This is a genomic window from Deltaproteobacteria bacterium (assembly GCA_016235345.1).
Classification (GTDB): domain Bacteria; phylum Desulfobacterota; class Desulfobacteria; order Desulfobacterales; family Desulfatibacillaceae; genus JACRLG01.
In genome coordinates this window covers 1-22,202 of the sequence record JACRLG010000015.1, presented here as the reverse complement: position 1 = coordinate 22,202, position 22,202 = coordinate 1, and the positions used below count along the sequence as shown (strand labels likewise).

Annotated in this window: 22 protein-coding genes; 16 read left to right on the top strand and 6 right to left on the bottom strand. The window is 55.5% G+C overall.

Going from position 1 to position 22,202, the window contains the following annotated elements:
• Positions 1–54 precede the first annotated feature (54 nt).
• The gene (locus tag HZB23_07420) at positions 55–1,392 is read left to right on the top strand and encodes a hypothetical protein (GenBank protein MBI5844480.1); all 1,338 of its coding nucleotides are present in this window, start codon (positions 55–57) and stop codon (positions 1,390–1,392) included.
• A gap of 68 nt (positions 1,393–1,460) precedes the next feature.
• Here the strand turns inward: HZB23_07420 and HZB23_07415 are convergent, their stop codons facing one another.
• Positions 1,461–2,162 (bottom strand): hypothetical protein, encoded by a 702-nt coding sequence (locus tag HZB23_07415; GenBank protein MBI5844479.1) that lies wholly within the window; start codon positions 2,160–2,162, stop codon positions 1,461–1,463.
• Between the two features lie 125 nt (positions 2,163–2,287).
• Here HZB23_07415 and hemL point away from each other — a divergent pair, with 125 nt between their 5' ends.
• Entirely contained in the window at positions 2,288–3,583 is a 1,296-nt protein-coding gene (gene hemL / locus HZB23_07410; protein ID MBI5844478.1) for a glutamate-1-semialdehyde 2,1-aminomutase, read from the top strand.
• Positions 3,584–3,671: 88 nt separating this feature from the next.
• Here hemL and HZB23_07405 read toward each other — a convergent pair whose 3' ends face one another.
• Positions 3,672–4,166 (bottom strand): cyclic nucleotide-binding domain-containing protein, encoded by a 495-nt coding sequence (locus HZB23_07405; GenBank protein ID MBI5844477.1) that lies wholly within the window; start codon positions 4,164–4,166, stop codon positions 3,672–3,674.
• A gap of 219 nt (positions 4,167–4,385) precedes the next feature.
• Between HZB23_07405 and HZB23_07400 the strand changes: the two genes are divergently transcribed.
• The 6 genes from HZB23_07400 to HZB23_07375 all read left to right on the top strand — a co-directional run bounded on the left by HZB23_07400 (position 4,386) and on the right by HZB23_07375 (position 9,168).
• Complete coding sequence (locus HZB23_07400; GenBank protein ID MBI5844476.1) at positions 4,386–4,865, top strand: MarR family transcriptional regulator; 480 nt, start codon at positions 4,386–4,388, stop codon at positions 4,863–4,865.
• 60 nt (positions 4,866–4,925) lie between these two features.
• The gene (locus HZB23_07395) at positions 4,926–5,504 is read left to right on the top strand and encodes a DsrE/DsrF/DrsH-like family protein (GenBank protein MBI5844475.1); all 579 of its coding nucleotides are present in this window, start codon (positions 4,926–4,928) and stop codon (positions 5,502–5,504) included.
• Between the two features lie 78 nt (positions 5,505–5,582).
• Positions 5,583–5,813, top strand: a complete 231-nt coding sequence (locus HZB23_07390; GenBank protein ID MBI5844474.1) for a sulfurtransferase TusA family protein — start codon at positions 5,583–5,585, stop codon at positions 5,811–5,813.
• A 61-nt stretch (positions 5,814–5,874) separates the two neighbouring features.
• Positions 5,875–6,582 carry a respiratory nitrate reductase subunit gamma gene (locus tag HZB23_07385; GenBank protein MBI5844473.1) on the top strand — a complete coding sequence of 236 codons (708 nt, stop codon included), beginning with the start codon at positions 5,875–5,877 and terminating at the stop codon, positions 6,580–6,582.
• Positions 6,583–6,585: 3 nt separating this feature from the next.
• A complete protein-coding gene (locus HZB23_07380) occupies positions 6,586–7,845 on the top strand; it encodes a (Fe-S)-binding protein (GenBank protein ID MBI5844472.1) in 1,260 nt (419 codons plus the stop codon).
• A 60-nt stretch (positions 7,846–7,905) separates the two neighbouring features.
• Positions 7,906–9,168: an outer membrane protein transport protein gene (locus tag HZB23_07375; protein ID MBI5844471.1), complete on the top strand. Its 1,263-nt coding sequence runs from the start codon at positions 7,906–7,908 to the stop codon at positions 9,166–9,168.
• A 54-nt stretch (positions 9,169–9,222) separates the two neighbouring features.
• On the opposite strand, the gene HZB23_07370 is transcribed toward HZB23_07375, so the two are convergent.
• The 3 genes from HZB23_07370 to HZB23_07360 are packed head-to-tail and all read right to left on the bottom strand — an operon-like array spanning position 9,223 to position 11,351.
• Positions 9,223–9,753, bottom strand: a complete 531-nt coding sequence (locus HZB23_07370) for a hypothetical protein (GenBank protein MBI5844470.1) — start codon at positions 9,751–9,753, stop codon at positions 9,223–9,225.
• Positions 9,754–9,763: 10 nt separating this feature from the next.
• Positions 9,764–10,714, bottom strand: a complete 951-nt coding sequence (locus HZB23_07365) for an MBL fold metallo-hydrolase (GenBank protein ID MBI5844469.1) — start codon at positions 10,712–10,714, stop codon at positions 9,764–9,766.
• A 13-nt stretch (positions 10,715–10,727) separates the two neighbouring features.
• Positions 10,728–11,351, bottom strand: a complete 624-nt coding sequence (locus HZB23_07360) for an XTP/dITP diphosphatase (protein ID MBI5844468.1) — start codon at positions 11,349–11,351, stop codon at positions 10,728–10,730.
• A 143-nt stretch (positions 11,352–11,494) separates the two neighbouring features.
• Here HZB23_07360 and iorA point away from each other — a divergent pair, with 143 nt between their 5' ends.
• From iorA to HZB23_07335, 5 genes are all read left to right on the top strand, one after another.
• The gene (gene iorA, locus HZB23_07355) at positions 11,495–13,345 is read left to right on the top strand and encodes an indolepyruvate ferredoxin oxidoreductase subunit alpha (GenBank protein MBI5844467.1); all 1,851 of its coding nucleotides are present in this window, start codon (positions 11,495–11,497) and stop codon (positions 13,343–13,345) included.
• 230 nt (positions 13,346–13,575) lie between these two features.
• Positions 13,576–14,163, top strand: coding sequence for an indolepyruvate oxidoreductase subunit beta (locus tag HZB23_07350; protein ID MBI5844466.1), 588 nt, complete (start codon positions 13,576–13,578; stop codon positions 14,161–14,163).
• A 3-nt stretch (positions 14,164–14,166) separates the two neighbouring features.
• Entirely contained in the window at positions 14,167–14,967 is an 801-nt protein-coding gene (locus HZB23_07345) for a TatD family hydrolase (GenBank protein MBI5844465.1), read from the top strand.
• Complete coding sequence (locus HZB23_07340; protein MBI5844464.1) at positions 14,964–15,539, top strand: HD family hydrolase; 576 nt, start codon at positions 14,964–14,966, stop codon at positions 15,537–15,539. The genes HZB23_07345 and HZB23_07340 overlap by 4 nt, the downstream gene beginning before the upstream one ends.
• Positions 15,540–15,593: 54 nt before the next feature.
• Positions 15,594–16,541: a DUF3786 domain-containing protein gene (locus HZB23_07335; GenBank protein MBI5844463.1), complete on the top strand. Its 948-nt coding sequence runs from the start codon at positions 15,594–15,596 to the stop codon at positions 16,539–16,541.
• A 131-nt stretch (positions 16,542–16,672) separates the two neighbouring features.
• Here the strand turns inward: HZB23_07335 and HZB23_07330 are convergent, their stop codons facing one another.
• Complete coding sequence (locus tag HZB23_07330; GenBank protein MBI5844462.1) at positions 16,673–19,825, bottom strand: hypothetical protein; 3,153 nt, start codon at positions 19,823–19,825, stop codon at positions 16,673–16,675.
• A 721-nt stretch (positions 19,826–20,546) separates the two neighbouring features.
• Between HZB23_07330 and HZB23_07325 the strand changes: the two genes are divergently transcribed.
• From HZB23_07325 to HZB23_07315, 3 genes are all read left to right on the top strand, one after another.
• The gene (locus HZB23_07325; protein ID MBI5844461.1) at positions 20,547–20,759 is read left to right on the top strand and encodes a type II toxin-antitoxin system HicB family antitoxin; all 213 of its coding nucleotides are present in this window, start codon (positions 20,547–20,549) and stop codon (positions 20,757–20,759) included.
• Entirely contained in the window at positions 20,756–20,953 is a 198-nt protein-coding gene (locus HZB23_07320; protein ID MBI5844460.1) for a type II toxin-antitoxin system HicA family toxin, read from the top strand. The genes HZB23_07325 and HZB23_07320 overlap by 4 nt, the downstream gene beginning before the upstream one ends.
• An 83-nt stretch (positions 20,954–21,036) precedes the next feature.
• Positions 21,037–21,807: a DUF4393 domain-containing protein gene (locus tag HZB23_07315; protein MBI5844459.1), complete on the top strand. Its 771-nt coding sequence runs from the start codon at positions 21,037–21,039 to the stop codon at positions 21,805–21,807.
• Positions 21,808–22,202: the final 395 nt, after the last annotated feature.

The window sequence follows — 22,202 nt, the reverse complement described above, 5'->3', positions numbered from 1 at the left end:
CGGGCCTGACTGCCGCGCTCCCGGCCTATTCTCCCGTATCGAGGAGGCCGCCCCATGCCCTCAGATGAAAAAGCCGTGATCAGGCCCTTGGGAGGAATGGAATACGTCTATTGGCTCATGGACATGGCGGCCAGGGCCAATTTCGTTTTCGTGGCCAAAATAGGCGGACGGATTCCCTTCCAGGTATTGAAGGCCGCAGCGGATGTGGTGCGCAAGGCGAGCCCGCTCCTTGATGCCGCCATTCTGCCCAGTGACGAGCACGGCGCGGTTTTCGTAAAAGCCACGGGCCACGTGTCGGTGACCGAATCGAACGTCGCGGAGGAAGACTTCACATCCTCGGTCGAGGATGAACACCACCTTCGCTTCGATACCGAAACCGGCCCGCTTTTCAGGGTGAAATCCGTAACATGCGGAGGCGTCCAGAACCTTGTCTTCACCTTTCATCATTCCGTAGCGGACGGCATATCCGGCTCCCGAATGGTTCTCCGCTTTCTGGAGGCGGCTGAATCCATAATGCTCAACAAAAGGCCGTCCGTTTCCAGCGTCGCCGACTTCGGCCCTGCGGAAAAACTCTTTCCCAGGGAAAACACGGGGGCGGGCGGATTCCTGAGGGCAATGGGCTGGATGGCCCGGATGAATCTGAATAAAAACGTCCTGAGGAAATACGCGACCCTTCCGGTTGACGTTCCGGCCCCTCCGCATGAGCGAAGGGAGCGCTTCATATTCACGATCATGGAAAAAGACGCCGTGGGCGCCCTGATTGAAAGGGCGAAATCCGAAAACACATCGCTCAACGCCGTGCTTTGCGCGGCCCAGTTGAAGGCGATTTCAGGCGAATTTACTGACGGCTTGGCCAGGGGAATCGGGCACCTGTCCCTGGTTGACTTAAGGAACAGGATGTCCCCCCCGGTTCCGGGAAAGGCCATGAACGTCTTTATCTCAACCGTGGAATCGTTTCACAGGGTATCGCCGGAAACCGGCCTGTGGGAGCTTGCCCGGCAGGTTCAGGAGGGGATATCCGGAGAACTCGACAGGGGCAGCCACTTCGAGCGATTTCCCTTGCTGGCCCGCCTGATCAAGGCCACGAAACGCATTACGCCCAACACTTACGAAGGCTCGGTAAGCCTTCTGAAGCAGGGCCAGATGACCCGCCCCCATGTTTCGGTGGTGAGCAACATCGGGCGGATAGAAGCCGACAAGGGCTTTTCGTCCTTTGAACTCACGGACCTCTTCTTCGCCATAGCCTTTTCGGGAACCGCCCTTTTCGGCTCCGCCATAAATTCATGGCAGGGCCGCCTTCACCAGAGCTTTGTCTACGCCGAGCCCTGCATCAGCGCCCACCGCGCTCAGGCAATGGCGTGCCGCGTCTGCGACATGCTTATGCAATCCTGATTTTAAAACCTACGGGTGAATTTGACCGGCTTACGTATCGACGCAGCGGCTGATTAAGAAGCCTTTCCTCACCCGTCCTTCCAGGTCCTCTTTTTTCGTCCCCTGTTGCCGGATTTTTCCCGCCTGTCGCCCGTCAGGTCAGGATGGAAGCTGCCCCAAAGCGGCGGTTCCGTCGGCGCGGGTTTTTTCTTTTCCGGCTTTTTCTCCTTTTTTTCGACCATCTTCTGAAGGCTTGGGCCGGTGAACGAGCCTTGGGTGATGAAAGCGGCAAGATACAGATTTTCCCCGAAACGCAGGAAGGACGCGCCCCTTTCCCCGGCCATTTTCGTGTTGACGGTAAGAAGCACCTCAGCCCCCCGGCGCTTTCCCCATAAAAGGGCCTTCTCCTTTTCGGGTGAAAGCAAAAGATAGGGCCCGCGCCCCGGCTTGATCCCTTCGTCCACGGCCACAGGATAGCCCTTTTCCCGCACGCAAAGATAAAGGAGCTTCGGAGGATCAACTTCGGGCGACGGAGGGGAAAACCGCCGGACGGCGGCCCGGACGCGCGCGCCGTCAATTTCGATTTCCATTTTTTCCGAAGCAACGGAAGCCGCCTGAAGGTCGCGCTCCCGCACTCCCTTCAATCCATCCTCCTGGGAAAGCGCCGCGAAAAGGTCCTTGAAATCAACCCATCCCCGGTCATCCGGCATGAGCCCGAATTCGTCGGGCCGCTCCCCAAGAACGTAGAGAAGGAATTTCAGAAGCCTCTTCAATTCCAGCGCTCCCTGCATAGCCCCCCCTGTCTTTCATGGGTCAGGTATTGGTGAAAATCTTGACCGCCAGAGCTTTCGTTGCTAATTATCAATTTCGAGCCGATTTTCCCAATTTCCGAAAAATTTCACAAGGAGAAACACGCATGAACACGAGCCGCTCCCAGGCCCTTTTCGAGCAGGCGGGCCGCCTTATTCCAGGAGGCGTCAACAGCCCGGTGCGGGCCGCGAAATCCGTGGGCGGCCTTCCCCGTTTTCTGGCAAGGGGCAAGGGCTCGAAGGTAATAGACGCTGACGGCAACGAGTTCATAGACTACGTGTGCTCGTGGGGCCCGCTGATCCTTGGCCACGCGCCCCTTGCGGTGAACGAGGCCATCTTGGAGGCCCTTCGGGACGGCACATCCTTCGGAGCCCCCACCGAGCGCGAAATCGTCATGGCCGAACTCATCGCAAAGGCTGTGCCTTCAATGGAGATGGTGCGCATGGTGAACTCCGGCACCGAGGCCGTGATGAGCGCTGTGCGCCTTGCGCGCGGTTTCACGGGCCGGGATTTCATAATCAAATTTGACGGCTGCTACCACGGCCATTCGGATGGCCTCCTGGTTGCGGCGGGTTCGGGCCTGGCGACCCTTGGGATTCCCGACAGCCCGGGCGTTCCTGCGGCCATCGCGGGTCTGACCCTAAGCCTTCCCTACAACGATTTGGACGCCGTGACAGAGGCCATGAACCGCGTGGGCGAAAAGGTGGCCGCCATACTGGTGGAGCCCATAGCCGGAAACATGGGGGTGGTGCTCCCGGAACCGGGCTGGCTCGCCCATCTGCGTTCCCTTTGCGACAAGTTCGGAAGCATCCTGGTTTTCGACGAGGTGATTTCAGGCTTTCGCGCGGGAATTTCCGGGGCTCAGGGGCTTTTCGGCATAAGGCCCGATCTCACCTGCCTTGGAAAAATCATCGGCGGCGGGCTTCCTGTTGGGGCCTACGGCGGACGGCGGGATGTTATGGAAAAAATCGCCCCCGAAGGCCCCGTGTATCAGGCCGGGACCCTTTCGGGAAACCCCGTGGCAATGGCCGCCGGAATCGCAGCCATAAAAGAGTTGATGAAGGATGGCGGCGCGGTTTACGCAAAAATCGAGGAAACAGGCGCTCTTCTTGAGGAGGGCCTTAAAAGGGCAGTTGAAATGTCCGGGATAAATGCCTGTATCAACCGGGCAGGCTCGGTGTTGACGCTATTTTTCACCGAAGGGCCGGTCAAAAATTACATTGATGCCAAAAAGAGCGACACGGCCCTTTTCGGCAGGTTTTTCCGGGAAATGGCCCTTGAGGGGATATATCTTCCGCCCTCCCAGTTCGAGGCATGGTTTGTTTCAGCCGCCCACACCAAAGAGGACGTGGAAAAAACCGTGATGGCCGTGGAAAAATCCCTTCTGCGAATCAGGGGCTGATTTCAGGGGTTCAAACACAAACACCCTGCAGCAGGCGGAATATTGCCGGTTGCAGGGTGTCATTGTTTTTTAGGCAGGCAGGCGGCTTTTAAAGCAAAGGCATCATGGTATCCGCAAGCTGAATGGATGTCTTTCTGAGGTTGATGGACAGAAGCCTTGCAATTCCCTTTAGTATTGTGATTCCTATATGGGAGTGCCCGGTCAAAAGATGATGGAAGTCCGGGCTTGAAAGCGTGAGAAGAGTTGCGGGCGAAGTGGCGATCACCGTGGCCGAGCGCGGAAAATTGTCTATCACCGCCATCTCCCCCAGGGAATCGCCCCGCGAGAGCCTGGTTATTATGGCGCGCTCACCGCTTGCGGCGTCCTTTATCACCGAAAGTTCGCCGTCCACCACGAAGCACATGTAGTTGCCCTTTTCGCCTTCCTCGAAAACCATCTCCCCTTCCCCCACCTCCAGAAAATGCATGTGGGCGGCCACGACCTTCAGGTCTTCGTCGGAAAGGCTCTCGAAAAGGCCGATTCCGGCGATGGAATCCAGTATAACCGAAATGCTTCTGGCCGATTTTGCTTCGGGGGTGGGCATGGCGACCTCCATTTTGCTGTATGAAGGAGTTCTGCGGGGCCGGTTGGCGCTCCGCATTTTCCACTAAAAATTCCTCATTGTCATTGGCTTTTAGCATTACATGCCTGCGTTGCCAAGAAAAAACCCGATTTTGACAGGATGCCGGTTTTTAGGGATTCTTTGAAAAACCTCAAAAAACCCCTTGACAGGAAAAATTTCCTGCGATATTTTGTTAACACTATGAACGAAATCGCCGAAATAAGGGGCGTAACGCCCGATCAGTACCAGGTGGCCAAGCTCCAGGCCCTCATTACCGAAATGGTGAGGTGCTGCGAAGACCGCAGAATCTACGAGCACGACCGCTTCGGGCTCCCCTGGGCCGAGGCCCGCTGTCTGGCCCTCTTTCTGGGTGAGCGCTACCTTACGGTCAAGACCCTTGCCGAAAAGATGGACGTGGCCAAGAGCCGGATCACCAAGATCATAGACCACCTGGAAGAAAAAGGCATGGTGAAAAGGCTCCCCGACCCCGGCGACGCCCGCGTCACCCTGATCGGCCTAACCCAGAAGGGGTCGGAAAAAATGAACGAGATCGGGGAGTTTCACAGGGAAATCCACGGACGGGTCCTTTACAGGATAAACCCGGACGAACGCCACGAAATGCTGAGCCAGCTCGAAAAGCTGAGAAACGCCATGGAGTCGGTGAAGGCCACCCTGCGCTGAAAAACAAGGGCTGGCATCACCGGCCTTTTTTTTGCCGTAATCGTTAACACTAATAACCAAATGGAGGAAGTCATGGAAGAAAATCAGGCCAACCCGGACGAGCTTCAGAAAAAGTTCGCGGAATTTTCCGAACAACTCGATGAGGTAAAGGGCAAGGTCACCGAAAACAAGCTCTCGATGGTGGTGTTTTCGGGCGACCTGGACAAGCTGCTGGCCGCTTTCATCATAGGAACCGGGGCGGTTGCCATGGGCATGGAAGTCGTCATGTTCTTCACCTTCTGGGCCACACCTGCCCTCAGGGATCCCAAAAAGCAGCCGGGCCAAAAGGACATGATGGGAACCATGTTCGGGGCCATGCTCCCCAAGGGCGCGGAAAAGGTGAAGCTTTCCAAAATGAACATGGGCGGCATGGGCACGGCCATGATGAAGTCCCTGATGACCAAGAAGAACGTGGCGTCCCTGCCTCAGATGATCGAAATGGCGGGCGACCTTGGGGTAAAAATCTACCTTTGCGAAATGAGCATGGACCTCATGGGCTTTTCAATGAAGGAGATGATCGATTACCCGGACCTTACCGCCTGCGGCGTGGCCACCTTTCTGGCCGAGGCGGGAAACAGCCGTATTCAGCTTTTCATTTAAAAAGTAACGGAGCCGAAGGTTCTGTTCGGAAGACATCCAAAACCGCAAATAAATAAGGAGAACGTCATGAGCGAAGAAATGAAAGCCGACAAGGTGATGGACCTGAAGGGCCTTCCCTGCCCCATGCCGGTGGTGAAAATCAGCAAGGGCATAAAGGAAGTGGCGGTTGGACAGGTGGTTGAGGCGGTCACCTCCGATCCCGGCGCGCGGGCGGATTTTCCCGCCTGGGCCAAATCCTCCGGCAACGAGATTTTGAAAGCCGAGCAGGACGGCAAGATCACCCGGTTCTGGATCAAGAGGAACAAGTGATTCTTGAAAATCGGGCCGGGCCGTTCGCAAGGACGGCCCCAAGCCGGAAAGGAGCCGCCCTGTGGATAAGATTTCCTATTTCATCCTGATCCCAATGGTTTACGCGGCCTTCGCCGTTCTGGTGCTGGGCGTGGCCGTGCAACTCGCGCTTCTCCTGCGGACAAAGCAGGAGCCCGTTGCACCCATCTACCCTTTAAGCCGGTTCAGAATCGCCGGGGCCCTTTACGACACCTTTCTCATGCCCCAGGTAAGGAGGCACGCCAAGGTTCTATGGGTGTTCCTCATGGCCTTTCACGTCTGCCTTCTTCTGCTTCTGGTCGGGCATCTTGAGCTTGTCGCAGACATTCCCCTCATTCAGATCGTACCCCACCAGATTTTTCTCGGAAACGGATTCGTGGGCCTTATTCTGGCCATCTGCCTGCTCTATTTCCTTTTCCGCCGTTTCGCCTCCCCTGTGCGCGACCTTTCGGTGCCTGAGGACTACTACCTTCTCATCCTTCTTTTCCTCACGGTGATCTTCGGAGCGGAAATGGACTGGGCCCGAAACTGGTACGGCTACGGCGAGCTTAACGTTGACCACTACCGCCAGTACCTTTGGAGCGTCGTGACCCTAAAGCCCGAACTCCCCTACGAGGTCACGGTCACCGGACATCGCTTCATGCTGGTGCTTCACGTGTTCTTCGCAAACCTCTTTCTTATGGTCCTGCCTTTTTCCAAGATAATGCATGCTTTTCTGGCCCTGCCCGTGAACAGGCTGAGGAGGGGATAACAAATGGACGACACCACCCGCGACGAGCTGTTAAAACTTTTCGAGTCCAAACTTGCCCGCGCAGCCAAGCTGTACCTTAACACCTGTTCCCGCTGCGGAGTCTGCGTTTCCGCCTGCCACGTTTACGCTTCCATGCCCCAGGCGAAATACATCGCGGCTTACCGGGCCGAAATCGTGCGTCGCATCTACAAAAAATTTTTCACCGTAAAGGGCCGGTTCTGGAAGAGCCTGGGCGAATCGAAAGACCTAAACGAGATGGCCTTGCAGGAACTCTACGAGGCCGCCTACTCCTGCACCGGTTGCCGCCGCTGCATGGTCTTCTGCCCGTTCGGCATAGACACCCAGCTTCTTATGTCCATCGCAAAACTCCTTCTTGTCGGGGCGCACGCCGAGCCGGAAATACTTACCATGCTGGCCGACACCTCGGTGATGAAGGGCGAGTCCCTGGATATTTTCCGGGAAGGCTTTCTTGAAAGCGTGAAGGAACTGGAGGCCGAAGTCCTTGAAAAATGGAGGGGCGAGGCCGGTCAGATTCCCATTCCGGTTGATAAGGTTGGCTCAGACCTCCTCTACGTGGCGCTTGCAGGAGCCCATTCCATCGTTCCCACAGCGGCGGTTTTCAACGCGGCCAAGGAAAACTGGACCCTCTCCTTTTTCGAGGCCGTGAATTTCGGCGCTTTCGTGGGCGATCCCATAAAAACCAGGCAGATTCTGGACCGCATCGTAAACGAGGCCAAGAGGCTTAAAGTAAAGGAAGTGGTTATCTGCGAATGCGGCACGGCTTTTCGGGTGATGAAGCAGATGACCAAGGGCGAGCCTTTCAAGGTGAGCTCCATAACCGAGGTCCACGCCCGCTACATCAGGGAGGGCCGTATAAAGGTCAGGAAGGGCCTTTTCCCGGAACTGGCCACCTATCACGACCCATGCCAGATAGCCAGAAACGGCGGGGTTTTCAACGAGCCACGCGAAATTATCTGTGCGCTTACGGATAATTTCGCGGAAATGTCCCCGGACCCGGTTATGAACTGGTGCTGCGGCGGCGGCGGCGGACTCGTGGCCCTGGGCGAGGAGACCCTTGATTTCCGAATGAAATCAGCAAGGGTCAAGGCTGACCAGGTTAAAGAGAGCAAGGCGAAGATTCTGGTGACCGCCTGCGAAAACTGCCACACCCAGCTTTCCGATCTTAACGAACACTACCAGATGAACGTTGACGTGAAGTTTCTTACGTCCATGGTGGCCGACGCCCTTGTGGGTGCCCCCTGATCCGCGTCGTCCGAAAATTCGCCGCCCTCTAAAGCGGCTTAACGAATAATAGGAGGAGAAATGAAAAGAGGAACCCGTTACACCCTGCTGGCCCTTTGCGCGGCCTTAACCCTTGCCTCGCCCGCATTCGCCACCAACGGCGACAACCTGATGGCCATCGGCCCCATCGCCCGTTCCATGGGAGGCGTGGGCATAGCCGACCCCCAGGACGCCATAAGCGCGGTATTCTCGAACCCCGCCGCCATGTGCTTCGGAGACTGGTGCCCCTCAACCGGAATGGACTTTGCCGCAACCCTTTTCATGCCGGAAGTCTCGACGGAAATCACCCGCCCCGGACAGGTGATCCGCTCGGAAAGCGATGACTCCGTATACGCGATACCCGCCATAGGGCTTTCGGTGCCTCTTTCCAAGAATGCGCCTGAATGGCGTTTCGGCCTTGCGGCCTACGGGGTGTCCGGCCTTGGAGTCAACTACAAGAAGACCGACCTGGAAAGCGCAACCCTCATGCCCGGCGCTCCCCTTGTGGCGGCCACTTACACCGAGCTTCAGATAATGAAGTTCGCCCCGGCGATCTCCTACCAGGTATCGGACAAGTGGTCCCTTGGCCTTGCCCTTAACGCGGACTACGCCACCCTGGACCTCGGAAGCGGAGGCGCTGCAGGCTACGGCTTCGGCGCTCAACTGGGCGCAATTTTTCGCCCCACCGACAAGCTGAGCTTCGGGCTCACCTACACCACGCCCCAGACCGTAACCCACGATGCCGTTACGGATTTCGACGGGGACGGAAAGTGGGATGACCTGAAACTCCAGGCCCCACAGCAGGCGGGCTTTGGAGCGGCTGTCAGCCTTTTCGAGAACAAGGTTCTTCTGGAAGCGGACGTGAAGTGGATAAACTGGGCGAATGCTGACGGCTACGAGGATTTCGACTGGAACGATCAGACCGTTCTGGGCCTGGGGCTTCAGGTGAAACCCACCAGGGCCCTGGCCCTGAGGCTTGGGTACAACTACAGCGAGAATCCCCTTGAGGAGCATGAAAATTTCAACGGCGTTTTCGGCCAGACAACGCTCATTCAGGGCAAAGAGGTTCCCACCTATTATTACGAAACCTTCCGGCTGGTGGGCTTTCCTGCAATAACCAAGCACCACCTCACCTTTGGAGCGGGCTATGCCTTCACGGAACGCTTCACCGTAAACCTTGCCTACACCCACGGGTTTGAGGAAACCATGACGGAAAAGGGCGTGGACATGACCGGCCAGCCCGTGACCCTGGCCTCCACCCTTACCGAGCAGAGCTTCGACTTCGGCCTTTCCTGGAAATTCTGATGCATACTCCCCCCTCCCCGCCGGTTCGGGGGGAGGGGGGAGCCGCCTTCCCTCTCAATTTATGATTCGATGTCCATCCGCAGAAAGGGCCGCAGCCCCGGCCAGAACGGAAAGATCCAAATCCCACTCGGCCTTTAAGGCCGCGTCGGCTATGAGCTTTCTTATGGAGTGGATCATTTCGGGTTTCAGAGCAAGCGTGATCCCAACACCCGCCTCGTTGTTCAAAACAACCACCTTCTGATCCGGCCCCATGCTTTTAAGCTGAATCTTCGAGACCAGAATGGGCGCTTCACCCAAAGGCAGGGCCATAGGGGCGGGCGTGAAGGGAGTGGTGAAGTCGGCCTTCGAGATGGCCTCTTCCTCCTTCCACTGCTTCACCATTTCGCGGGCTTCCGGGTCCACCCTTGGGTCGGTGGCGGTGTCGGCCTCCAGCACCTTTTCAAGGCCGTCCCACAAAAGGCGCACAAGCCGCCGGGTGAGCCAGAAGCGGTACTCGGCGCTTCCATCTTCGGTCTTTCCGGTGATCCTCAAAATAAGTCGGTCCTCAACCGGGCTGAACCCGATGTTCATCTGCTGAAGGCTCATAAAATTTCCGTCATGAGGTAAATGTTAGCGTTGTGCCGCTCATGTTGACCAGAAACTTTTCGCCGAATTTTCTTTCAAATGCAAGCCCCGCGTTGCGTCCGGTGCAGTGGGTGGGGACCACGAAATCGGGAGAAAGTCCCGCAAGGGCCGCCACGGTGGGATCAATGGTTTGGGCAAAGGCGGAGCCGGATAGGTGGAACCCGCCGATAACCGCGTGAACCTTGTCAACGCCGCTAAGCTTCATGGCATGCTTCACCGTGTTCACTATCCCCGAATGGGCGCAGCCTGAAAGCACCACGAGGCCCTTTCCCGCCACGTTCACGGCAAGGGCGGTGTCGTCCACAAGGGGGTCCCAGAGGTATTCACCGTCGTCCGCCGTGTAAAAGGCGTTGGGCATGCCCTTTTCAAACCCGGTGACCCTCTCTATTTCACCCAGAAAGAGGATTTGGCCGTCGGCAAGCACGGTCGGCTCTCCGGTTTTTACCGGGGTAAAACCGGCCTCTTTCACGTCGGTTTCCGAAATCACCGGCATGGTGATTTTAAGCCCCGGAAAGGGCTCAAAGAAGCGGGCCTTCCTGAAGGCCGCCGGATGCACGTAAAGATCGAGCTTTTTCCCGACGGACGCGCCCACGGCCTTCATGCCGCCGAAGTGGTCAACGTGCCCGTGCGAGAGAACTGCGGCTTCCGCCTGGGACAGGTCGAGCCCCATGGCTTCGGCGTTCCTGGCCGAAGCGTCCGGGGAAAGCCCGAAATCCATGATTATGCTGTGCGTCGCGCCATCGGCGGTTACGCGCAACATGGCTGAAAAACCGTGCTCGGCAAGGATGGAGTTTGAAAACACCATGTCCTTCACCGGCATGGCGCGGGTGACGTGTTCGTTGTTATCCATCGAAACAAGGTCGACGTAGTTGTCGGCAAGGGTTATGATTTCCACTTTTTCCACGGGCTTCAACTCTGACATGGCTTTTTCTCCATTATGGGTTGACCGGTTTCTGCAACCGGTCGAACAACTGGCTTATATCGTCGGCAAAAAGAGCCATAGCTTTTCCCCGGTGGCTGACTGAGTTTTTTTCCTCCCGGCTCAACAGGGCGAAAGAACGTTCAAATGGCTGATAGTAAAAAACCGGGTCGTATCCGAAGCCGTTTTCCCCCTCCGGCGATTCCAGGATAAGGCCTTCCACCCTGCCCTCCCAAGTATGCACGGATCCGTCCGGCAGGGCCAGGGCCGCCACGCACATGAAGGCCGCCCTTCTGTCGGCCACATCCTTCAGAGCCTCCAGAAGCCTCTCGCATCGATCTGCGTCGGTCAGGCCCTCCCCGCCGTAACGGGCCGAGAGAACGCCGGGCGCGCCTAGAAGGGCCTCCACGCAAAGGCCGGAATCGTCGGCAAGCGACGCGACGCCAAGATGCCTCATGGTGGCCAGGGCCTTTTTGACGGCGTTCTCGCGGAAGGTTTCGCCGTCTTCCACGGGTTCGGGAAAAGGCGGATAATCGGAAAGGCCCTTGACGGTTATGGGAACCTTTTCCAGAAGCCTTCTCAACTCCTTTATTTTTCCGGCGTTTCTTGTGGCCAGAACCAGAACCGGTTTTCCGGGCATGTGGGAATTCCTTTTGCTTAAGGGCTGATTTTCTGATTGTTCTTTACAGACAAAGCCCCCGTCGTATAAGAAAACCACCATGAAAAATCAACGAAAAGCCAATCGGTTCGCATAAACGGTAACAAAAAATAAGGGAAAAAGCCATGCATAAACTCTTGGAAAATTCACCAGGGAAAAAGGTCTTCTACCTCGGAAACGAGGCCATCGCGCGCGGGGCCCTGGAAGCCGGGGTGGCCTGCGCCACCACCTATCCCGGAACGCCGTCCTCGGAAATCAGCCTTTCTCTTTTCCAGGTTTCCAAAGAGACCGACCTCTACTTCGAGTACTCGGTGAACGAGAAGGTGGCCCTGGAAGTGGCCGCAGCCGCCGCCAATACGGGGGTCCGCAGCTTCTGCATGATGAAGCACGTGGGGATGAACGTGGCCGCCGACGTACTCATGACCCTCTCCTACATCGGGGTCAAGGCCGGGCTGGTTATTCTCACCGCCGACGACCCCTTCATGTTCTCCAGCCAGAACGAGCAGGACAACCGCTATTACGGCAAGCTCGCGGGCCTTCCCATACTTGAGCCCTCCACTCCCCAGGAGGCCAAGGACATGATGATTTCCGGCATGGAGATGTCCGAAAAACTTGGCGTGCCGGTAATTTTGCGCACAACGACCCGCGTGAACCACTCCACCGCCCAAGTCACCCTTGGCGAAATAGGCCCGATCAACATAAAGGGCAGCTTCACCAAGAATCCCTTCATGATGGTGGCCATTCCAGCAGTTTCCCGAAGGCTCCACACCCGGCTGCTTGCGCGTCTCGCCGAGGCCGAAAAACTGGCCGACGACAGCCCCGCCAATTTCATCGAGGGCGGCGGCCCCTTGGGGATAGTGGTGAACGGCGTAAGCTACAACTACGTGAAGGACGCCATAGCCGAGCTTGGAATAGCTGAAAAAGTCTCCGTCTTCCGCATGGGCTTTTCAAACCCCGCGCCCAAGGGGAAAATCGCTGCCTTTCTTAAGGGCAAGGAAAAAATCCTTGTGGCGGAAGAGGGCGAGCCCTTCATGGAGGAAATGATAAAGGCCGTGGCCCAGGAAAACGGCGTAATCATCCCCATAAAAGGCAAGGCCGAGGGGCTTTTTTCGCGAGAGGGCGAGTTCGACCCGGCCCTGGTGCGAGGCGTGATGGCCAGGTTCTTCGGCGTGGCGGACACCCCGCCCGCACGCATAGACCAGGCTGGCATCCCGGAAATCCCGGCCCGTCCGCCCAACCTCTGCGCGGGCTGCCCCCACCGGGCCACCTTCTACGAGGTGCATCAGGCCGCAGGCGACCGGTCCACCATCTTCCCCACGGACATCGGCTGCTACACCCTGGGCGTGCTGCCACCCCTTTCGGCTGCTGATTTCCTTATCTGCATGGGCTCGTCAGCAGGCACATCAGCGGGTTTTTCAAAGTTCACCAAAGATAAGACCATAGCCTTTATCGGCGATTCCACCTTTTTCCATTCCGGCATCGCAGGGCTTGTTAACGCTGTTTTCAACAACCACAACTTCACCCTGGTTATAGTGGACAACGGCACCACCGCCATGACCGGCCACCAGCCCCATCCGGGCGTGGACATGGTGGAAATGGGATTTTCAGGCTACAACCGGGTCTCCATAGAAAACGTGGTGCGAGGCCTTGGGGTGCAAACCGTCGTCGTAACCGACCCCTACAAGGTGAAGAAAAGCATAGAGGCCATAAAGGAAGCCCTGGACGCCCCCGGCATCTCGGTGGTCATAAGCCGCCAGATATGCCCCCTGTACGCAAGAAGCGTCAAGCGCCCCAGGCGCGGCCCCTTCACCGTAACCGATAAGTGCAAGAACCACCGCACCTGCGTTGATAAACTGGGGTGCCCGGCCATGTATGTTGAGGCCGGAAAGGTGAGAATCAATGCGGAGCAGTGCACGGGATGCGCCGTGTGCGCCCAGGTCTGCCCGGAAAACGCTATTGTTCCTTTCAAGGGCTAGCGGCTGTCCAAAAACGCGAACTGCTGTGTCAGGCTTCGCGGGCGGCGTGCTCACGTGCGAAAAGCACGCTCCGCCGCCGCCCGCTCGCCTTCCTTGCATTTCATCGTTTTTGATCAGCCTTTTGCCGATCCTAAAAAAACAGGAAGCTCCGAAGTTTCCTGAATCCAATATAATTTGAATGCAACATTCAATTTTGGCGGCTTTAGCAAGACGCCGGAAAAGGATCAAAAATGAAACCCGTTAGACTCATTATGGTCGCCGTGGGTGGCCAGGGAAACCTTCTGGCGGCGAGGGTGCTGGGGGAGGCCGCGCTTTCCGAAAACATACCCGTGCGCATGAGCGAAATCCACGGCATGGCCCAGCGTGGCGGAGTGGTGGAAAGCGCCATGATCTTCGGCGATGCCGCAAGCCCCATCATTTCGGACGGCTGCGCGGACGTGCTCCTGGGCTTCGAGCCCGCCGAGACTTTGCGGGCCGTAAACCGCGCCAACCCGGACACGGTGGTCATAACAAACACGGCCAAACTTCCGCCCTTCACGGCGGCAATCGGCAAGGGCGTTTACCCTGAAATCGAGACCATCATCTCGCTTTTGAAGGAAAAAACCAAAAAGGTGGTGGCCTTCGACGCCCTGGAACTGGCGAAAAAAGCGGAGAACCCCCTTGCCGTCAACATGGTGCTTTTAGGCGCGCTCATCGCAACCGGAACCATTCCCGTGTCGGCGGATGCGGTAAGAAAAGCAATCGCGGCGGAGACGAAAAAGGCGTTCGTGGCGTCCAACCACGCGGCCTTCGATCTTGGTTTCGGCGAGGCGAAATAGGATATGCCGCTTCGCATATTCGACAGCCACTGCCACGTTGACGACCCGTCTTACGATAAAGACCGCGACCAGGTGATGGACAACGCCCGCGAGGCTGGCGTGGTGGCTGTGTTGGCCGCCGGGATCACCGTTGACACCTGCCGCAAGGCGGTCGCCATGCTTGGACGTTACAGCGGGCTTTTCGCGTCAGTCGGGGTGCATCCCCACGACGCCAAGTCCCTTACGGACGAGGGGATGTCGGAGCTTGTGGCCCTGTCACGGAACCCCAAGGTGAAAGCCTGGGGCGAGATCGGCCTCGACTTCAACCGCATGTTCTCTCCAAAGGGCGACCAGGAAAAATGGTTCGCCCGCCAGCTCGACACGGCGGAAAAGCTGGGTCTTCCCGTGATTCTCCACGAGAGGGATTCACAAGGACGGCTCCTTGAAATCCTTTCGGCTCATCCCGTAAGCCGAAAAGGGGTGGTCCACTGCTTTTCGGGCACCGAAAGCGAGCTTTTCAAGTACCTCGACATGGGTTATTATATTGGAATAACCGGGGTGCTTACACACAAGGAGCGGGGGGAGGAACTGCGGCGGCTTGCCGTAAAAATTCCCAGAAACAGAATTTTGGTGGAAACCGACGCGCCATATCTCACCCCCTGGCCCAGGCGCAACAAGGTGCGGCGCAACGAACCGGCCTTTGTGGCGGACGTTCTTTCAAGGCTTGCCGAAGTTCTGGGTTGCGAGTTGGAACCGATAGCGGAAACCGTTTTTCAAAACACCCTGGCTGTTTTCGGAATAACGGAAGAGGAAATTTTCACTTGACCGAAAACGAGGCTGGCAAACTCGCGCGTTTCCTGTACGAGGCGGGACATCTTAAAAACCTTCCGCGTTCGGGCTGGCTTGTGGCGGGAATAAAAAACCCCGAAAGCGTGGCCGACCACAGTTTCCGGGTGGCGGTGATGGCCGCCCTTCTGGCCAAACTGGAAGGCGCTGACGTGGGCCGGGCGGTTACGCTTGCTGTTTTTCACGATTTGGCCGAAACCCGCACCGGCGACCTTCACAAGATGGCTCAGAAGTACCTTGACGGAAAAGACGGAGCCGAAAAGGCTGGAAACGGGCAGGCGGAAAGCCTTCCGCCACCGTTGAACGCCTTTTTGAAGGACGCCGCCTCTGAAATTCACGAAAAGACAAGCCCCGAAGCCGCCATAGTGGCCGATGCCGACAGGCTGGACTGCCTGTTTCAGGCCCTGGAGTACGGGGCCTGCGGATTTCCCACATCCGAGTGGGTGGAAAACTCGAAAAACAGCCTTGCAACGGAATCCGCCCGCGCCATAGCCAAGGCTGCCCTTGAGCAAGACCCGTTTAAATGGTGGGAGGGGCTTACCGTTACCTGACTCAACCCGATTTTTTTTGCCCTTCCCTGCTTTCTTTCTGAAAGGATTCCCGCCATGCCTACCGGAGCCTGCGGTGTAAATTGCGATGTGTGCGGCTTGAACATCGCCGGGGTCTGCTCGTCCTGCGGCCCCGGAACCAGCCACGAGGCAAGGCTAAAGATGGAAGGCCAGCGCCGTATACTTGGCGCGGCCTGCCCCATACTGGAATGCGCGGCCACCAACCGCGTGGCCCACTGCATTTCAGGCTGCGAATACTTCCCCTGTGAAAATTTCGAGAGCGGCCCCTATCCCTTTTCCCAGGGATTTCTCACCATGCAGAGAAGGCGGCGCAGGGAAAAGCCCCTGGACTCATCGCCCAGCGGGTCCCAAATCTCGGTGCCGCTCCAGTTTTGGGAGGAATTGAAGGAAAGAAAGATCAACGCCATCTGCGAAAACGCAGCCACGCGGCATTTCGCCAAATCGCGCACCAACCCATACGAGGGAATCCTGGTTGACGTTCTTTCCGACACGATTTTGATTGACCTGGAAAACAGGTGCCTTAGGCGCTACTCGGAAGGATTCTGGAAAAAGGCCGAACACCCGCTTCTGGAACTCATGACCCTGATATATCTTCTCCACGCAGGCCCCGCCAGCCCGACCGGGCGCATAGTGGGGCCCACCGAGCTTAAGGAGGGCCATTTTTTCCGGGGGCCGCACGAGCTTCCCACAGATAAGATTTCAGCCCGGTTCGGAAACGATATGGAAGGTTTCAAAAAAGCCGCAGAAAGCCTTGGGGGCGAGGCCGTGGCAATGGCCGACGCCGCGTTCCGCCTGAATCCCTTTCCCAAGATACCGCTTTTCTTTCTTTTATGGGAGGGAGACGACGAGTTTCCGGCAAGGGCTTCCATTCTTTTCGACTCGTCGGTGGAGCTTCACGTCCAAGCCGACGCCGCCTGGGGCATGGCCTCCCTTGCCACCAAGGCCCTTGTAAGAAAGGCCGTCACCGGCCAGGACCCGTTTTGAATGAAAGTGTGTCAGGCTCAATCCATTTGAGGGGCCCATCCCGGCATTCACCCCGGCCATGATTTTTCACGCGATCGGGGGATGAGGCCAGGGGAGGAAACATTTTTTCCTCCCCCGGCCCTTGATTTGAATCAGTGAAAATAGAATGCGTTCATGTGGCCCATCCGCATTATATTGGTAATATGCCGCATGGCCGTTATACGCAAAACCGCTTCCCCGGGTAACGGGACGTCGCTGTCGTTGGAATACCCCATTTCATCCTCAAGAATCACCCGCCGGATGTCCGACTGTTTCCTGTCCGCCTTCTGCCTGGAGGCCGTCAAGGGAAACAGGGAATCCGGCTTGGGAATCCTGAATTTCTGATTTTGCTCCAAAAGCTTCCACAGTCTGGCAACGTCTCTCACGCTGTCAATTCCGGCGCCTGAATGGTTCATGGCGGGGTCCATCTCCATCAGCCTGAAAGCTATTGCCTCAACTTCCTTTTGCGGGGGAAAAACCTCGTCTCTTATCTCGAACATTTCTTTCCAGGCATCCAGGTAGAGGTTATCCGCTTCCCCGGCTTTCCTGAAATAGGAGTAAGCCTGGGCGTACTTTCCCTCTTCCTTTCGTAAAAGGCCCAGAAGGAAATATACCTGGGGCTTGGGCGTCGATGCTTTTTCCAGCCTCGTCAGGACCTCTTCCGCCGCCACCCTGCTTTGCTTCTTCTCGAACGCGCCCTCGCAGCCGAAACAGAAGCTGGCCATCCTTCCGAATTGATCCGGCATCTTCTCAAAAGCCTTGAGGTAATGCTTGCGGGCCTCAACATGCCGACCCAGCGAATAAAGGCGTTCGGCGATGCGCCATTGAATGCAGTATGCATCGGGAAACATGGCTTCGGCTTTTTCGTATTGAGCAAGGCTTCTGGTGTAAAGGCCAACCTCCTTGAATTCATCCCCCTTTTCTGCAAGGCGGACAGACGCCACCACCTTGCGCAAAAAGTCGGCTTCATCCTTTTTGCCCCGGGCATCCAGGATATCCGCCAAAACAACGTAGCTGAAAATGCGGCGGCCTGCCTTCTGTTCTCCGTCCGTGGGGTCCACTTCCAAAGATTTTCTGGCTGCCTGTTCGGCTTCTTCGAGAAGGCCTTGTTTTTTCAGGGCAAACGCTTTCCAGATCAGGGGCCTTTCCTGAAACTGGTCACGCTGGTAAAGGGCGTCCAGCCACGGGACCAGTTCTTTTCCGCCGATATCGGCCAAAATCGAATAGGCCCCGTCATCCTCGGGATTCAACTGGATATGGTATTTCAGGATTGCCTGGGCTTCCTCGTCCCGATTCAGTTCATGGAGGGCCTTGGCCGCGAAAACAGGCAACTGCCTCCCGCCGCCACAGTTGCCGGAGCCCAAATACGCCGAAATATCCCCGGCGTTCCACCAGGGGGCCTTTTCAAGAAGCGTCAAAACGTCCTGATAACGCCCGGTTTTTACATATATTTCAGCCAATTTCGCAAGAACGCCGGGAAAAAAGGAGTCGTTGTCCAGGTTGCATTCATTGGAGTTCGCCTTGATCAGCCTGGCGACGATTTGCATGTTGGTCAAAAGCACCTTTTCCGCTTGGGCGTAATCACCTGATTCGATCAGAAAATCAACCGATTCCGACGAATCAAAACCGCCTTCCAATAAAGAAAGAAAGCTTTCCTGTTTCAGATTCGCCGCGATCCTGCCGAAGGCTTCAATGCCTTCCCGGACCAGCGAAGGGTCGTCAAGGGCTTTGCCGATTTCCCTTATTTTGACTGCCTGGTTGTAACGCAGCCGCTCGATTTCCATGACGGAATCGGGCGACTCCCTTGATACGTCATGGCCCAGAATCTGCCGGATGACGGAAATGCCTTCTTCGATCCGGTCCATCGCTAGATAGGCGGAGGCGAGCTGTTCTTCAATGATAACCCTTTTTTGCAAATCGAGTGAAGGAGCGGCCAGCGTCTTGGCGGCCTCCGCTATGGCCTGATCGCCTTTTCCGATGACGCATGCGGCGTCAAGGTATGAATCCCACACCGGGGCCGTGGGGAGCTTCTTAAGCAGCGCTCCGTAGTAGCCAAATAGCTTTTCCGGCGAGTCCACAAGCCTGACGATGTTGCGATCCAAAATATTTTCGAGGGAATCAGGGCGGTCGGCATGCAATTTAACCGTGTAATTCACCGCTTCCTGGATTTTGTTCCCGATAATGAGGCTCGATATGTAAACGCTTTGTGCGTTGTCATAATCGGAATCGTCCTGGCGCCCGATATGACTCCGCATCATTTCCCGGACCAGTTCGGGCGATCCCTCAACTGCAATTTCCTGCTCCTTTGCTTCGGAACGCCTGGGAAACCTTTGTTTCATGGCGAGAAACAGGGGAACATCGCCAATGGATTTGACAAGAGCCCATTGGGGCCTGTCAATGGTCTTGATTTGCTCGAGAACGATTTTTCCGGCGAGTTTCCTGGTCTCCTCGCCCTCGCTGACTTCAATCACGACTCCTTTGATTTTTAACGCTTCACGGATGATTGACGCCGCTTTTTCCCGCGTGGTGAGGCTCAAGAGATCGGGCAAATTAAGGGTTTCGTCGCTTGCACCATTTGCCCTCTGGAGTTTTATGATCCTTTCGAGTGAGCTTATTACCTGGGACGGACTCAAATCTGCAACGCTCGCGAAAAGCTCTTCAAACGCCATTTTTATCTGCAATTTTTCCTGGCTGCCGGAAGAAAGGTCTGATTTGATGAATTCCCTGCCCGCCATTTTAAGACCTTCAATGTCTCCGGCAAGGTAACACGTGAGCATCCTCAATCCGACATCCTTATATTTGTTCGGGCTTTTGCCCCGGCTTTCCACTAACTTTTTCAAGTGGCTCCATGAATCGGGGCCGGGCATGGCTTCAAAAAGGGAATTAAGGCCGATGATTTTGAAATTCTCGGGGAGCCTCGATACAAAAAGCGCAAGGACATCTCCCTGAAGGGGCTCGGCGTCAAAATACCTGTCCATCAAAGAGAGCCAGGTTTCGGCGGCTTGTTCTGGCGTCATGCTTTTGCCGGTTTTCCTGAATTCCTCCACGTCATGTTGCAGGGCGATGTATTCCACAATTCTTGGGTCCAGGGCCTGCTCCACCACCGGCGGGGTGCTCATGGCTTCGGTTATTTCAGCGATCATCCTGTCGGCCCCCATCATATCCGTGGCTGAAGCCAGAGCCCAGGATGGAGAAAAGAAAAGGCCCAGGAATGAAAATAGGCAAACTGCCCTGGTGACTGAAAAGGTCCTGCCGGAAATTCGCATCTGTTCCTCCTTAAAATGAAAAGAAACCCGAATTCATGACCCCTTATTGTCTTTTCGGCTTGGGCGGGCATCTGTTCTATGAAATTTTGATCATTCGTCCCTCCTTGCGGGATTCTCCGCTCGAAATGAGTTTAAAGACCTGTTTGATTTTGGCGAAGGGGCTTCTTAATCATGTGGATACGCCCAAAAGGGCCTACGCCGCATCTGAGCCGCTTATGCCCATAAAAAGGGCTGTGGCCGCAAAGGCGAACCCGGAACCTGTTCACGGCGCCTCGATCATCCCGGAAAGTTCGTTTATCGGAAGTTCTTCGGTGCAAAGCGGGACTGGGGGTTGAAAACCGGCTTTTCAATCTCCAAACGAAAATTTCAGGCCGGGTATGGAGTTTCACTGACCGGTTTACCGGTCATGGGAAAGGTCATACCAAAAATTTCCCCGGGAATAAAGAAATAATTGCAGATTCGGTCCGAAGGGTTAATTTACAGTCGGATGGATTATGCTCACAGGGCCGGGCCTGCGGCCTAGCCTCCTTTTCGGCCAAGGCTCTGATAAAGAAGGCCATAACCGGCCAGGACCCTTTCTGACCAACGCGCCGGGTTTTATCCTCTAAGCCGGTTGCGTTCCATTTTTTAATGCAGTATACTATAAAATAAGTATCTGCAAAAATTCGATATACCGGGTTACAAAAGGACGAAGGCAATTCCGAAAGCAAGGTGATCCGTCATGCCGAATAAATTCACAGCGGTAACAAAGAAAGATGGCGACTGGTGGATCGGGTGGATCGAGGAGGTCCCCGGCGTAAATTGCCAGGAACAAACGCGCGAAAAACTTCTTGAAAGCCTTCGCGCCACGCTTGCCGAAGCCATTGAAATGAACCGGGAAGAGGCCATTTTTGCAGCGGCGTCCGACTATACCGAAGAAATCGTCACCTTGTGAAGAGAACGGAGCTTATCAAACATTTGCATCAGTTTGGGTGCGTCCTCATCCGCGAAGGCGGGAGCCATTCATGGTGGGGCAACACAGAGCAAAACCGGCGCTCCTCCGTCCCCCGGCACACGGAGATAAGCGACACCCTTGCACGCAAGATATGCAAGGATTTAGGAATTCCCTTTGTAAAAGCATACCGGTAAAGATGATTTCATAAGCAACAGGCCGCATGTGTTTAGGGTGGCAAAATTTTGATGGATTTAATGGACTGGACGGAGCACAAGATATGGAAGAAGACAAACAAATAATAGATGCAGTTAAAGCCCTTGGGCTCGGAGAAGTGGTCCCCGAGGTCTACCGAGATATGTTACAGCCTGCTGCACGGCAAATTGGAGACGGTCTTGCCACAATTGCAAAAGCAGTGAAGATATCGCTTGCCCCTCTGGAAGCCGGAATATGGGGATATGAGCAAATCAAAGAATGGCTTTCTATCAGAGTTACGCGTATCCTTGCTGATAGAAAAACAAAGGATATCGTTAAGCCTCCTTTATCTATTGCAGGCCCGCTGGTTTTTCAATTGATTTTTGTTAAGGATGAACCAGAGCTTAGAGAGATGTATGCTTCATTGCTATCATCGGCAATGGATTTGAACAATACTTCGGCCCACCCATCGTTTGTATCGATAATCCAACAATTAACGCCAGATGAAGCAAAGGTTCTCAAGTATATAAATACGATTGACAAACAATGGCCATTCTTAAGCGAAAGTTCAATACTATCTATAGAGTTAAAGTTTAAGGCATGGTGTGAGAAGGCAAATGTAGTACTTCTAAATCGCGCTGAAGCTTATTTGGATAACCTTGTTCGCCTGCGTATTTTTTCACTTGTTACCGGCAGTAATGCTGAATATCAACCAGCATACTCTTCCCATTACGCTGATGAGCCGGAATCTATTTCCAACGAAGAATATGCGATATTAGAATTATCTGCTTTCGGCCGACTATTTCTTGACGCATGCATTGAAAATGATAAGGCCAGCAACGCTGATTCAGTCTGATCGGGTGGTTCTTGCACGAAGCGTAAAATTCACCCATATTTGGCTATGTATTGTCTAAAATTTTTCCACCCGGTTCAGGTTTCAAGCGAGCCGATGAAATCCCTTATCCGCCCTATTCCCTTTTCCCGGCAGAAAATTTTTTGGATGGACCTTCCCCCGTGAGGATATTTACGAACACGGTTGTCAATACCGCCAAGGCCTCGAAATCAATCAACAGGGTGGCGTTTCGATCGCACAACAGGGTGGCCCATGCGGGAGGTAGCGTCAAGAATTTTTCGCACATTTGAAAATTGCATCGACCCTCAAGCTGGCCGGTTGACATTTCCAGGTTGAGGTTTTGACCTCCTTTGAGTAAAAGGCAAATACCCGCTCGGAGGATAGGGCAACGCTGGGGA